Source organism: Cystobacter fuscus DSM 2262, from assembly GCF_000335475.2.
GTDB classification, from domain to species: domain Bacteria; phylum Myxococcota; class Myxococcia; order Myxococcales; family Myxococcaceae; genus Cystobacter; species Cystobacter fuscus.
In genome coordinates, this window is sequence record NZ_ANAH02000007.1 from 217855 (window position 1) to 231446 (window position 13592).

At 67.6% G+C, this 13592-nt stretch carries 12 protein-coding genes and 1 pseudogene; 4 read left to right on the forward strand and 9 right to left on the reverse strand.

From position 1 onward, the window contains the following. Position 1: 1 nt before the first annotated feature. Together D187_RS55065 and D187_RS13205 are read right to left on the reverse strand one after the other, a co-directional pair. Positions 2–583 (reverse strand): hypothetical protein, encoded by a 582-nt coding sequence (locus D187_RS55065; protein WP_002621170.1) that lies wholly within the window; start codon positions 581–583, stop codon positions 2–4. Further along, complete coding sequence (locus D187_RS13205; protein ID WP_043429616.1) at positions 580–1803, reverse strand: hypothetical protein; 1224 nt, start codon at positions 1801–1803, stop codon at positions 580–582. Before D187_RS13205 ends, D187_RS55065 begins: the two co-directional genes overlap by 4 nt. A 456-nt stretch (positions 1804–2259) precedes the next feature. Between D187_RS13205 and D187_RS52225 the strand changes: the two are divergent. From D187_RS52225 to D187_RS13220, 3 genes and pseudogenes are all read left to right on the forward strand, one after another. Beyond that, a pseudogene (locus tag D187_RS52225) lies at positions 2260–3018 on the forward strand (DUF5953 family protein). A gap of 282 nt (positions 3019–3300) precedes the next feature. Further along, a complete protein-coding gene (locus D187_RS13215; protein ID WP_002621174.1) occupies positions 3301–4188 on the forward strand; it encodes a DUF2381 family protein in 888 nt (295 codons plus the stop codon). 11 nt (positions 4189–4199) lie between these two features. Then, positions 4200–4691 (forward strand): hypothetical protein, encoded by a 492-nt coding sequence (locus D187_RS13220; RefSeq protein WP_043429804.1) that lies wholly within the window; start codon positions 4200–4202, stop codon positions 4689–4691. A gap of 215 nt (positions 4692–4906) precedes the next feature. On the opposite strand, the gene D187_RS58705 is transcribed toward D187_RS13220, so the two are convergent. Both D187_RS58705 and D187_RS57025 read right to left on the reverse strand, forming a co-directional pair. Then, positions 4907–5872, reverse strand: coding sequence for an IPT/TIG domain-containing protein (locus D187_RS58705; protein WP_076606153.1), 966 nt, complete (start codon positions 5870–5872; stop codon positions 4907–4909). Between the two features lie 221 nt (positions 5873–6093). Further along, positions 6094–6291: a hypothetical protein gene (locus D187_RS57025; RefSeq protein WP_002621177.1), complete on the reverse strand. Its 198-nt coding sequence runs from the start codon at positions 6289–6291 to the stop codon at positions 6094–6096. A 385-nt stretch (positions 6292–6676) separates the two neighbouring features. Between D187_RS57025 and D187_RS59705 the strand changes: the two genes are divergently transcribed. Then, entirely contained in the window at positions 6677–7123 is a 447-nt protein-coding gene (locus tag D187_RS59705; RefSeq protein WP_497463185.1) for a DUF5372 family protein, read from the forward strand. Between the two features lie 425 nt (positions 7124–7548). On the opposite strand, the gene D187_RS57720 is transcribed toward D187_RS59705, so the two are convergent. The 5 genes from D187_RS57720 to D187_RS13260 all read right to left on the reverse strand — a co-directional run bounded on the left by D187_RS57720 (position 7549) and on the right by D187_RS13260 (position 13513). Further along, on the reverse strand, positions 7549–7968 hold the full coding sequence (locus D187_RS57720) for a transposase (RefSeq protein WP_002621178.1): 420 nt from the start codon (positions 7966–7968) through the stop codon (positions 7549–7551). Between the two features lie 223 nt (positions 7969–8191). Then, positions 8192–9994, reverse strand: a complete 1803-nt coding sequence (locus D187_RS49835; RefSeq protein WP_162159638.1) for a LamG-like jellyroll fold domain-containing protein — start codon at positions 9992–9994, stop codon at positions 8192–8194. Between the two features lie 212 nt (positions 9995–10206). Beyond that, entirely contained in the window at positions 10207–10686 is a 480-nt protein-coding gene (locus D187_RS13250; RefSeq protein ID WP_002621180.1) for a (2Fe-2S)-binding protein, read from the reverse strand. A gap of 4 nt (positions 10687–10690) precedes the next feature. Beyond that, the gene (locus D187_RS13255; RefSeq protein ID WP_002621181.1) at positions 10691–12832 is read right to left on the reverse strand and encodes a xanthine dehydrogenase family protein molybdopterin-binding subunit; all 2142 of its coding nucleotides are present in this window, start codon (positions 12830–12832) and stop codon (positions 10691–10693) included. A 51-nt stretch (positions 12833–12883) separates the two neighbouring features. Further along, positions 12884–13513, reverse strand: a complete 630-nt coding sequence (locus D187_RS13260; protein ID WP_002621182.1) for an O-methyltransferase — start codon at positions 13511–13513, stop codon at positions 12884–12886. Between the last annotated feature and the right edge of the window lie 79 nt (positions 13514–13592).

Here is a 13592-nt window from a genome sequence, read left to right on the forward strand (position 1 = left end):
CTCAGTCGGAGCGCCGCGCTCCTCGATGGGCCTGCGCCTCTCCATCCAGGGCACTGCGCAGGAGGAACTCCGCGACCCAGCGTTGTGCTCTCGCATCGTACGCGCCCCGCTCTCGCAGCCGCGCCCTCACGGCGAGCGCGAACGCGTAGCTGCCCGCCTCGAGGGAGTCCGGCAGGGGACGGACGAAGAGGGTGTCCTCGGGCGGTGGACAACGAGCCTCCACCTCGCGTGCCCGCTCCGGCTCCGAGGCCAGACACGCCTCGGGGACGAACCCCCGCGCCGCCTCGAGCAGGCGGCGGGAGCGCTCGGCCCGACGCGCCGAAGCGGCCACTCCCGCGCCCTCCCGAAGACGCTCGGGGAGCACCTCCCCGCACGCGGTGGACAACCCCGCCAGCAGTGCCTGCGCCCGCCGCTGGACGGAACCAAACCGCGCCGCCTCCCCGAGGACCCGCTCCATGTCCGCGTGACAGCGGGCGAGCACCTCGGGTGCAACGGGCCCCTCCCCTCGCGCCGCCTCCGCTGAGGCGCCGGGAGGAAGGGTGCCCACCAGCCACCCCCCCAACACCAGGGCGGACAGGCTCATAGCCAGTTCTCCGGAACGCGCTCGCGACGCAGGTCTCGCAAGCCCTCGGTCAACAGGGGCAGCAGTCGCCGCGCCTCCAGGGGCGGCGGTTGACGGCGGGACAGCTCGGCCTCGAAGGACTCGATGACGGACAACGCCTCGCCCCGGCCCAGCCGGGAGAAATCCGGGGCGCTCCAGCCCAGCGCCGCGAAGCCTCGCTGAAGGCTCGTCCGATGGGTCCGTTGGAACTGCTCGGCGACGTTGCCGTAGAAGAGGACCCGCAGCGTCTGATCCCTCGCCCGCTCCAGGCGCGCGCGCTCCGAGGCGGACACCTCGGGCCGTCCCAGCAAGGCCTGGAGGGTGTTGTAGTGCTCGCGCAACGGGCCGCGCTGGGCATCCCGAACCGCCTCCGCGCCCGAGAAGGAGCGCTCGAAAACACGCTGGCCCGAGGCGTAGCGCGTCCGCAGCTCGTCGAGGTTCGCGCTCACGGTGGCGGTCTGATAGCCGTCACGACGCGACCACACCGCGAGGTTCTCGCCCTTGCGCAGACCCCGGGCCGCATCCGCCTGGAGCGCGTTCACCTCGCCCCGCGTGGCCTTCTCCCAACGAGCCAGGTGGGCCGTGGAGCCGGAAGCGGCCCCGGGAGCGCTGCCGTGATAGGCCCACACCGTGCGCACCTGGGGGAAGATGGCGCGCCACGCCTCCACCGAGGTCTGCCCTCCGTTGTAACAGGCCGCGACACACAAGTCCTCGATACCGGCCGCCGCGCGAGGCAGGGCCGCCGCGAGCTGGGCGATGTTGTCGCGCGACAGCACGCCATTCTTGAAGCCCCGCTCCTCGCCCCACAGGCTCGAACCCCCGCTGTGTCCCGAGAGCACGAGACGCGAGGGAATGACTCCGCCCTTCTCCGCCCGGGCCCACACCTGAGCCAGTTGCGCGAGCTCGTCCCGGGCGTCCTCCCCCGCGCCCGCGAGGGCCGCCGCCACCCGCTGGGACTGGGCCCAGGACAGTTCCAGGGTGGCCACGAAGGACTGGATGCCCGCCTCCCCCTTCAGATCGTGGACCCGCTCGCCCCCCCGCGCGCTCGAGGTCACGACCTGATCGTTCCGGACGGTGTCCTGGAGGGTGGTCACCCGCGCCCTGGGATTGGCGCGGTGAATGGCTTCGGCTTCGGTCCCGGTATGTGGATTCATCCCGAGCACGAGCACATCATCGTTACGGCTCGAACCAACGCGGTTCATGTTCGCTGCTCCTCCGGCCGCGCGGGTTCTCCAGAATCCTTCACGAGTCAGGACGCGCGGCGAACCGCCCCAGGGCAAATCGCGGGCCAGTCGGACGCGAAGCGCGCCCCGAGACATCCGTCAGCACGCGCGCCCACGCTCCACGTCCCATGCGGCGCCCACCATCCCCCGCCGGAGACGGTGACATCCTCCCCCCCGGCACGAGACCCTTCATCTGAAAGGTCCCCCCATGCGCACCGCCTCGTGGATCCTGCTGCTCGTCTGCGGGCTGGGTTGCACCTCGGCCCGACCTCCGCCCCGTCCCCTTCCCACCTCCTCGACGGGCACTCCGCTCACGGGACTCGTGCGGGGAGCCGACGGAACACCGCTGAAGGACGCGAGGGTCGCACTCATCCCCTTCGTGCCCTCATGGAATCTCCGGACGGCTCACAATCGTTGTCATGGATTGGTGCTGGAATGACAGCCGCACAAGAATCCCTCAACCTCAACATCTACGCGCCTGCTCTCGTGGGCGACGACAAGCGACCGCTCACCATTGTCCATGGAATGGAGTGTGCGCTTCCCGGATTGCGGCTGGCGTGGACGCGTTCTGAAAAGGGAGGTTTCATTGCACTGACTCACCGCGACGAGTGAATTGCAGCAGACAGGACAGACGGTGGATTTCCATTCCTTTGCAACGATGATGAAAGTCGGCCCGTGACGCTTACCGGGTGGGAAAACCCTAGTGGCCTTGCCGTAGGAAGCCCGCCGCGCTTTGACGTCAATGCGACGCTGCCACTGGACGCAGTCGGCATCGCGGCGGCAGTGGATGTGCTGGATGCTATAGGAGAGGGTGCTCGCGCGGTCTGGGGGCATGCATCGCCGTGGGGCTATAATGAGATCGTGTCGCAACAGTTTCGTGATCCGGAAGACGAGCCACATGCGACACCCCACGGATTGCCCCGGCTCCTGCGCCCACGGTACAACCGCGCGCCAGAGATTCCGCATTTCCTCGGGTGGCTGAACTACTGGTCGGCCGCTGCCGCAAGCGCCATCGGGTTCCCGGACCCGGCGCGCGATGCGGACCTGCTCTCGCGGGCGCGGCGCACGGCGACCGGCGGTTGGGTCGTCCGGCTCACCGATATGCCGCTCGACCTGGACAACCCCGCCCACCTGGACGCGCTCAAACGAGCCTACGAGCGCTTCCCGGAGATCGGCGGGCGATCCACCCCTTGAGGCCGGCACGGCCCGCCATGGCCGTGCTTGAGTAAGATGACTGGGCTGTCCAGATTGTCCCCTCCCTTTCCATCTTTGGCCATCCCCGTGCCGGGCGGCCGTCGGAGGGCGAGTTCCTTATATTCGGGGCTTGCCGCGTCGGCTCCGACGGGTTCCTGGGGACGATGACCGGCAATCCACAGGCGGGGCGCGCGAGGACTGGATGCTCCGGACCCGCCTTGTTAAGTTGGCCTCACCATGCGCACTTTCCCACTTCTCAGGTGTGGCCTGCTTCTCGTCCTGATGGCTTCCTCGGCACTGGCCAGGGACATGGAAGAAAAGCTCACGATTCGGACCCTCAAGGTGCCGGCCCATCCAGACCAAGAGGCGCCGTCCATCTACGTTTCCGGACAGGTGGTGACGACTCTCCGCCTCGAGAACGAGGTCAACCCAGCGAAGACGAAGTTCTTGGCATGGGAGGGGCGTTTCGAGACTCCACTCGTAGGCGGCAAGAAGGTGGTTCTAGAGCCGCTGCGTGACCTCGACGACGGCGAGGCGCTGCCCCTGATCGTGACACTCGTTGACGGAACGGAATTCACGTTCCTTGTGAAGCCCAAGAGCCGGGAGGACTGGGGATGGATCGACTATCAGGTCAACGTGTTCAAGGACCACGACAGCTACAACGCGGTCCTCTCGTCCCTCTATGATTCCCTCAACCGCGAACGCGATCTGCGCGAGGAGAACGAGCGGTTCAAGAAGGAAGAGAACTCCGTCGATCATGCCTACGCGATCCTCCTCGCGAACGGACAGGTGAAGAAGACACCGTTTCGCCGCGTGAGATTCTGGCGCTCGAAAAACGAGGATATGGACACGAGGGTCGAGGTCTTCGAGGGCCCCGGGAAGGCGGCGGTCGTGATTCACCTGAAGAACACCTACTACGGCGAGCCCTGGAGGCTCGACGGCGCATACCTGACCCGCGACCTCACCAGCTACACGGCACGGCCCTTTGCGCTTCGTATGGACCGGAACGAAATCGCACCCGGTCAGTCGGGGAAGATCGCGGTCGTTGTGGACAAAAGCGCCTTCCAGACAGACCACGGGCAACTCGCCGATCTGGCCCTCCAGCTCTTCCGTGGGGACGGTCTACTACAGGTGGCCGTTGCGATGGATCACACGCTGATTCGGCAGTAGAAGTGCTGTTCATGCCCACGACCAAGGCCCTGCTGCTCAGATCCATCGTCCTGCTCGCTACGGCTTCCGGCTGCACCACACCCGGCGGCGTGGTGCTGCGCCCGGACGGCACTCCAGGTCCACAGGAATGCCCCGAGGAAGCCAAACGGATGATGCGAGCACTGAAGCTGCGCGTCGGGGATGCCGCCTGGGTGGACCTCGACGCAAACCAGCTCGACGCGAGGCAGGTCACGCTCTACGACGGGCCGATCGAGAGCGTCCTGAAGGAAGATTTTGGCACGCTCGAATCGACGACTCGCTTGTACGGACAGGTCTGGACGAGCGGCGCCCAAGTCGTGATCCGGTACTACGAGGCCCACCCGCCAGACAGCGAGAAGTTCCCCATCTGCGCGGTGGCTCGGCTCAGTCGAGACCAAATGCGGAAGCGGCCCGAGTCGAAGCCCGGAATGGCCATCCTCGACGGCTCCACCGCAGCGGCCTACGTCGTCGATGCCTTCCGCTAGTGGAGTGTCCACGAAATCGCTGGACATAGTCAGGGACGCCTGAGCGATCCACTCGCGCATCTTGGGGAGGGCCGAAGACCACTCCCTCCGTGACTTCGTCCACGAAGCTCCTACTCACCGAAGCCGAGGCCAGGCGGTGGTGGCGTCGCTTCCTCGACTGACCACAGTCAAGCCGGGGCTCTGCTCCGCGCGCCACCACCAGAACTCAATACAACTCAGCGAATGACGGCACGGAAACGAGCAGCCGAGTAATCAACAGCGGTACTCGAACAGCCGTTGGTCGTTCCAGCCCAACCCGTTTGTTGAACAGTGACGGCATGATTTCCGGCTTCCAACTGAAGCGTCCGGCGAATGGTCCACGGGCACCACCAGCCTGCGGTTTTGCCCCCCACTCCACATCCCACAACCACATCTCCCCAGGAAGGTTCTCCATAGGAGATGTTATCCACGAGAAATCGAAAGCCGCAGTGGGAGAAATTGCCCTGGTTTCCAGGAAGCCCAGTAACAGAACCGTTGGCATCGAGATCAACCGTTGACCTCTTCGGGAGGACGAAGTTGACGGTCGTGCCAGGGACCGAGGTCCACTGCAGTCCGGTCACATTGACATCGCCGGTCTGCTGAGCCGTGTAGATGGCGGTAATAATCCCTGATTGGCCCGGAGACCCAGCGGGCCCTTGGGAACCCGTGTCACCCTTGAGGCCCTGCGGACCCGCGGCGCCCGTGGCCCCGGTGAGACCCCGGTCACCCCTGAGCCCCTGCGGACCCGCGACGCCCGTGTCTCCTTTGAGGCCCTGAGGGCCCGTGGCGCCCGTAGCCCCGGTGAGGCCCTGTTCGCCCTTGGGCCCTTGCGGACCCGCGACGCCCGTGTCTCCCTTGGGCCCCTGTGCTCCCTGGGGGCCGATCGGTCCTCGGGGGCCTGACGCTCCCAGGGTCACCGCGAGCACATCGTTCTGGACCGGCAGAGTCCCCGTGGACACGGTCAGGACATAGGAGCCCACGGCGCCCAGGAACGTCGTCGGCAGGGAGACCGCGAGTTCGGTGTCCTTCGAGGATAGGACGCGAGCCGGAACTCCGGCCAGTTTGACGACCGGGCCGGCCCCGTTGGTGAAGTTCTCCCCATTGATGTAGAGCGTCGTGCCCGCGTAATCCACATCCACCCCCAGAATGACCAACTGGGACACACTTTGGGCCTGCGCTGGGCTCGATGAAAGCAGACCGGCCAGCAGGCAAGTCAGGACAAGGGCAGGGACCGACCGCGAAGCGGGGGAATAAAAAGACATCAGGTGGATTCGTCCTTGGAGATTGCGCCAGGAGGGGCGCTCGCGGAACGACTGTATTTCGCGAGAGTCTCGACTGTCTTGGACGACCGGGCCGAGGAGCGCCAGAGCGGTAGGTTACCGCCTCAGCGCGCCACCACTGGAATCCCATACAGATTCGTCTTCGCGTCTCCGCGCGGCCGTGCCGCCTCGTCCGCGGGCCGCAGGCGGACGATCCGCGCGTCCATCAGCCGCCGCAGGGCCCGGTACGCCGCCAACTCGCCCATGGCCGTGTTGCGCAACACCTCGCGCACGCTCCGGCTGCCACGCAGCTTCGAATACAAATACAAATCATCCGCCGTGAGCCCGGGCGGGGCAGGGGCTCGAAGACGAGCCGCCCGTCGAGCGCCAGCACCTAGTCCGCCAGCGACACCCGCAGCCGCGCCTCGGCCTCCCGGTACAGCGCATGCGCCTCGGGGAGCGGCGCCCGCTCCAGGGCCTGGGCCGCCAGCCTCGTACCGTCCGGCCTGCGTATAGGCAGGATAGAGGCCGTGTTGAGGGGGGGAGGGCTGGTGCAGAGGGGCCGAGGGCCGTTGACGGGAGCCCCCGGGCTGATCGCCAGACCGGTGCGCAGAGCGTGCAGCCACCTGGAGGCACACGCCGGCCCAAGCGGCCCCTCCTGCTGGAAGGAGGTAGCAGGGGAGTGGGCTTGTGGGGCAGCGCGACGGCATGGGGCTCAACACCACGCCCGCTGCGGTGGCCCCAGCGCCGGGGCCAGCTGAGCAGGCCACGTGGGCAGTGCCAGGTGATGCAGAATGGCGCGCACTGCGTTGGGGGCCGTCAGGACGGCACCAAGACACTGTCACGGGTCCGCCACCTTTATCTGAGCGTGTGACCGTCACACTGCCGATCCATCCCCTCAAGGGAGTGGCACTGCCGGTCGCTCGGTTCATCCGCAGCCAGGATGGCCGACGCTACGTGGACGTAGAGCACCCACCCGGGCGGTACATGCGGCTGCCGCTCGAGTGGACGGACCGTGCCCCTCCCCTCGTCCCGCCGAGCATTGGCGGGCGCGCAGCCCGCCTCTGCGTCCCCGCCCTACTTGAGCTTGCCAGCGCGGTCGAGGTGGCGCTGGGCCTTCACCAGGGAGCCCAGTATCGGTGTCAAAGAATTTGAGCGACGCGATCTGGCACAACCTGCGGCGGGAAGGAGAAAGGTGGAAAGGGCGCTGAGAAATCCCCGCGCCCCCAGCAAGCCGCTGCCTCTCGGAACGCCGCGACGAAGGTCTGGTACTGATCACTCAACTCCCGCAGCGCCTGTCGCGTGGAGGCATGCCCCAGAGGCCGCGGGCTGCGCTTGAGGCGCTCTGGGCGGGTATGCGGGTGCTCGGCCCTCACGGCTCTCGCCCCGAGCACGGGCTCGTCTCGTGCGCGAGCCTCGGCTTCTACTTCCTCCACCAGTGCCCGCACCGCACACTGCCTCTCCTCCTCCCCCAGTCCTTTCCAGCACGGCAGGGGCGCCAGTTCCAACTCCACCAGCTCGGCCCATTGCTCGGCGAAGCGCCCCTCCCCCACTGCCAACTCCTCGCTTCCCCGTTTGCCTCAGCGCTTCGTCCAGTTGAACCACCGGAACAGCCGCCGCGCGGACCCCAGCAACTGCGGCAGACACGTCAGGCCCGGCCACTCGGCGCTCCTCTCCACCAGCCCCTCCTTCACCCCGTGGGCCAGCACGTAGCGCAGCCGGCCCACCAGCGCCGTGTCGTCCAGCACCGGCTCCGCCGAGTACCGCCTCTCCCAGAAGCCGCCACTCCAGTCCACCAGCCTGCCCACCTTCTTGGACAGGTTGGAGCGCAGGTACTGCATGAAGGAGGCGAGCGCGGCTCCCCGCGCCCACACCAGCAGGTGGAAGTGGTTGGAAACAAAGGTGAAGGCGTGCAGCCGGACGGTGTCCGCGCTCTGCTGGACGGCTCGCGCCAGCACGCCTCCCACCACCTCGTTCACCTCCGCGCTGGGACGCAGCAACAACCTTCCTTGGAAGCACCTGGACGTGACGAAATAGAGCCCCTCCTACTGGAACATCCTCAACGGCCAGCCCACCCCTGCCCCCGCGTGCACTCCGCCGGGCCAGATGCACCCCGTGGGCCAACTCCAAGTCCTCCGTTCTCGCTCGAGTCCCTCGTTTCGAGTCCTTTGACACCGTCTCTGGCGAGTTTGGCCAGTCCGAGCTGCCCCCGACGCAGGGGTGTCAATTCCCGTTGGAGTAGAGAGCGCTCACCTCGGCGGCGGTGAGCGCGCGGTGGTACATTCTCACCGCGTCCACTCGACCCGGCAAATGCCAGGTGTTCGCGTTGGAATAGGTCCCGAGGGTGAAGGCCTTGGTGTTGGACAGGCTGCTGGTATTGCCGGGCGCGTAGGTGGCCGAGGTTTGGAGCTCACCGTTGAGATAGAGGTAGATCTTGTCGTTGCGCTTGAACACCGCGGCGGCATGATACCATTGGCCTGGCGCGAGCACGGTGAGGCCAATCACATGCTGATTGGTGCCGCTCGCGCCCTGCAGACTCGCCGTGAGCCGGTTGGCCGAGTCCACCTCCAGACCATAGCCGGCGGAGCCGGAGCCGCCCTTGTTGATGATGGAGGACCAGGCGGACGGCAAGGCATTGAGGTACACCCAGCCACTGAGCGAGAAGTCTCCGGTGGTGACATCGACGGGGGTGGACGTGTTCAGGACCACCTTCCCGGTGCTCCCGAGGTTTACCGCGTAGCCGAGGCGGCCGGCCACCCACGAGGAGTCGCCCTGGAGTGTGCCGGTATTGGCATTGCCGCTGGAGTCGCTGATGGAACTGCCACGGCCTTCGTCGAACTTCCACCCGAGCGTGGGCCCGGAGGCACTGGCGGCATGAAACTCATAGGCGCCAATATCAATCGCGGTTTCCTGCGGGCGGGCAACCCCGTCGAAGTCCGCCGGGGGAGCATAGGTGGCGGAACCGGCGTTGCGCGCGAGCGAGCCGCTCTGGAGGTGGTAGTCTCCCCCGCCGCCAGCGATGTAGCCCATGAACAGCGGCTCGGCGGAGATGTTGTTTCCCTTCGTCTGGCTATCGATCGACTCCTGCTTGAGCAACCGCCAGTTGGTGCCGCTGTCACGAACCAGGTTGTTCGTATACGTGTTGTGAGTGCCGAGGATCGATCCGCTCCCCTCGACGATGCCGTAGTTCGAGTTCTTGTAGACGATGTTGTTCGAGACGTTGAAGTAATCGCCGGAGGTGGACGTCGAGCCGGAGCCGCCAGCGCCCAGGGCGATCCCGCCGGAGCCGCAGTCGGTGACGACATTGTTCGCGATGTCATTATTGCCAGCGTCGTGCCAGCTCGACATGCCCCAGGACACAACCTTGTAGACGATGTTGTTCTTGATCTTCCCGCCGGCAATGAGATAGATGCCTTGATAGTAGTTGCAGGGGGCCTTCGCGAATGGCCCGATGTGATGGATGAGGTTGTCCGTGATGTCGATGTTGTCGACGACGTCTCCCGGTATGTACCAGTTGTCGCCTTCGATGCCCGCGCCTCCGGCGTTGGAGCATTCCGGGTATTCATCGGCGATGTGGTGCACGTGGTTGCGCGTGATCAAGCTGTGATTGCCACTGGAGTAGATGCCGAAACGCCAGGTGTTTTCGGCCGTGCCATCGATCTCGAAGCCGTCGATCGTCACATACTCACCGGTATTCTTCCACCCATGGTCCTTTTTCTGGCTTATGGGATTGGGATCGACGTTGATCCTGGCCCCCCATCGGGTGGTGGAAACATAGGTGATGCGCGCCGTGGCTTTGCCGTTGATGCTCGTTGTGAACCCGCCGTCATAGTCGCCGGGCGCGACCTTCACCGTGTCGCCGGCGACCACCGCCGCGTTCGCACGACTGATCTGACGCCAGGGGAAGGACTCCGTGCCAGGGTTCGAATCCGAGCCATTGGGGGAGACGTAGTATTCGGCGGCATGGGCCGCCGGGGTAGCGGTGGCCATGAGGCCGAGGACGACAAGGTTCGAGGACAGGTGCAACGCGCTCCAGGAGAAGCGCTCGCGGAGCGAGCGCGCACGCGGACAGACGGTCGTTGGGGTCGGGTACATATTCATATGGGGTTGGGGGGGAAGACATCCCAGACAACCGCCTTGTACCCCGGAAAACACCAGGAATACAAGCCTTACCAGAAAATCAAGATAAAGCGGCCCGCCCGTTGGAGTCGACAGCCATCGCCCCTTCTTCGGCTACGTCAGGGCCGAGGCGAGGCGCGTAACAGCAAGGCCGCGCGTTTGATGGCCGAGCGGATGCGGACATAGGTGCCGCACCGGCACACGTTGTCGCTCATGGCCGCGTCGATGTCCGCGTCCGTGGGCTGAGGGTGACTCTGGAGCAGCGCCACCGCGGCCATGATCTGCCCCGGCTGACAGAAGCCACACTGGGCGACGTCCTCATCGATCCACGCCTGCTGCACGGGGTGCGGCGCCTCGCCGCCGCCGAGCCCTTCGATGGTGGTCACCCGCTGGCCGTGGACGCCGCCCACGGGCTGGATGCAGGGGCGGAAGGCGTGCCCGTTCAGGTGGCTGGTGCAGGCCCCACACACGCCCACGCCGCAGCCGTACTTGGGCCCGGTGACACCGAACACGTCGCGCAGCACCCACAAGAGGGGCATGTCCTCCGGGGCTTCCAGGGACACCGTCTGGCCATTGAGGAGGAAGTGGTGCAGGGCCATGGGCTCAGGCTCCGGAATCGAGAATGGGAAAGCGGGTGGGCATGACGCCCGTGGCCCGAGCGAGGGCGTTGGACAGGGCGGCGGCGGCGGTGGGGTAGCCCAGCTCGCCCACTCCGCCCACGCGGTCATCCGAGCGCACGAGGTGGACGCGGATGTCCGCGGGCGTGTCCCTCATGCGCAGCCACTTGTAGTCGGCATAGCTGCCCTCGCGCACCGCGCCCGCGTCCAGGTGCAGCCCCGCGCTCAGCGTCGTGGAGAAGGCGTCCACGGTGGCGCCCTGCAATTGGGCCTCGACGCTCCGGGGATTGATGGGCAGGCCGACATCGGCGGCCACGGTGACGCGCGTCACGCGGGGCGTGGGCCCACGGGTGTCCACCTCGACGAGGTGGGCCACGGCGCTGTTCCACTCCTCGTGCACGGCCACGCCCTGCGCCACCCCGGGGGGCAGCGCACGGCCCCACTGGCCCTCGCGCGCCACCGTGTCCAGCACCGCCAGGAGCCGGCTCGAGGTGAGCCGCGAGCGCCGCCACTGCACGGCGTCCACACCGAGCTCGCGCGCCACCTCGTCCAGGAAGACCTCGTTGGCCACCACGACCTGGCTGCTGTAGACGGAGCGGAACGAGGCCGTGGGGATGGGCAGCGAGACCTGGAGCAGCTGCTGGCTCACCAGGCCCAGGCGGTAGGACACCTGCTGGGTGAGCAGGAAGAAGGCCTCGCTGGCGAGCTCGGGAGACAGTTCGCTGCCCAGGGACGTGGCCAGGTCCCCGAAGCCATGCGAGAAATCCAGGGTGGGGATGACGGCCTGGTGGTTGTAGCCGAGCACGCCGCCGCCGGGGCCCACCCAGGCGAGGAGCCGGTGATGGCTGGCGGGGCGGTAGCGGCCCTGGCGCATGTCGTCGTTGCGCGTCCACATCAGCCGCACCGTCCGGCCGAGCGCCCGCGACACGAGCGCGGCCTCGATAGCGGGCTCGGAGAAGAACCGCCGGCCGAAGGCGCCGCCCGCGCGCTGGGGGTGGACCTGGACGCGCCCGGGCGTCAGGGCCCAGCCGAGCGCCGTGGCGACCTCGCGCTGGGTGAACTGGGGATCCTGCGCGCCGAGCCATACCTCGGCGCTGTCGCCCACGACGCGGGCGACGCAGTCCTGGGTCTCCAGGGGCGCGTGCGCGAGGTAGGGGAAGTCGAAGCGGGCTTCGAGCGTGCGCGTGGTGAACAGGGGCGGCAGGGGCCGGGGACCGAGTCGGGCCTCGAGCGTGGCCCGGATGTTCGCGTCGGACAGGCCCGCGGCGGGACCCGGTTGCCAGGAGATGTTCAGGGCGTCGCGCGCCGCCAGGGCCTGGGCGAAGTTGCCCGCGGCGACCGCCACGCCATGGGGGAGCGGCACCACGCCCACGACGCCGGGCAGGGCGAGCGCGGCCGAGGCGTCAAAGGACCGCACCGTCCCCCGGAGTGTGGGAGGCCGGGCCACCACGGTACAGACGGCCTCGGGGTGGGGCAGGTCGAGCGTGAAGCGCGCGGCGCCGGTGACGAGCGCGCGCGCATCGGCCCGCCCCGTGGGCTGGCCGACGAGGGTATACGCGCTCGGAGACTTGGGCCGGGGCGAGACCTCGGGGATGAGTATCCGGGCGGCCTCGTGGGCGAGCGTCCCATAGCCCGCCCGGCGCCCATCGGGAGCGAGCACCTCGCCCTGGGCGGTGGTGAGACTCGAGGCGGGCAGGTGCCAGCGGTGGGCGGCGGCGGTGATGAGCCGGGCGCGGGCGCACGCGGCGGCGGCGCGCGCGGGGTCGGCGAGGTAGCGCATCGTGGTGGACAGGCCCGTGAGCTGCACGAGCCAACGGGGGTCCGCGTCCGCCGAGCGCACGTCCACGCTGGAGAGGTTCGCGTCGAGCTCCTCGGCCACGAGCATGGCCATGCCGGTGGAGATGCCCTGGCCGGTCTCGGTGCGGGGCATCGTGAGCGCGATGCGGCCATCCGGATGCAGGGCGAGGAAGAGATCGAAGGTGGCGGCGGCGGTCTGGGCCGCGGCGGCCTCGGGCCCCAGCCGCGCCGCGATCACCAGCGTGGGCGCGGCCACCATCCAGGTGAGCAGTCGTCGCCGGTCGATGTGGACCTCGACAAAGGTCGTGTCTGGCTTCGGAGTGTCGGCCATCCGAGAAGCGTGGCACGTCCCATGACCGAGGAACAATGACCCCAACGGACGTCATCCAGGCGAAGTGCCGCCTGGCTCACGCATGGTGGCCTTGAGGACCATGAGCTCGCCCTTGCCCACGGGGACCAGGACTTGCGTCGCGCCCGGCTCCTGGCGGATCCGCTCCACCAGCGGCTCCATCTCCGCCGCGTGACTGACGGCGTTGTCCACCACGAGCAGACCGTTGGGCCGCAGTCCGCGCCACAGGTCGGGCCACCACGTGGCGTAGGGCTTGCGGTCCGCGTCGAGGAAGATGAAGTCCCAGCTCCCGGCGGCTCCGCGGGCCAGATGGACGCCCGCGTCCCCGGTGAGCGGCTCCACCACGTGCTCGAGGCCCGCCCGGCGCAGGTTGTGGATCGCGAGCTGCGTCTTCCGGGCATCCACGTCGAGCGTCGTGACCCGGCCACCCACCGCGGCGGCCGCCGACGCGAGCCACACCGTGGAGTAGCCGTTGGAGGTCCCGATCTCCAGGATGTTCCGGGCGGACATCGAGCGCACGAGGACCGAGAGGAACACGCCCGTCTCCGGCGTGATGTTGAGCATCCTCGACGCGCGCTCCGTGGTGGTCGCGTCGTTGCGCTCTCCGAAGGTTTCGAGCTCTTCCAGCAGCTCGCGCAGGCCTGAAGGGTACGAGATGGACATGGGGGAGACATAGCGCGGGCCCCATGCGCGATGCTTCGGCGCTCATCGAAATGACGCCCTGGCGATAGTTTCCCCATGT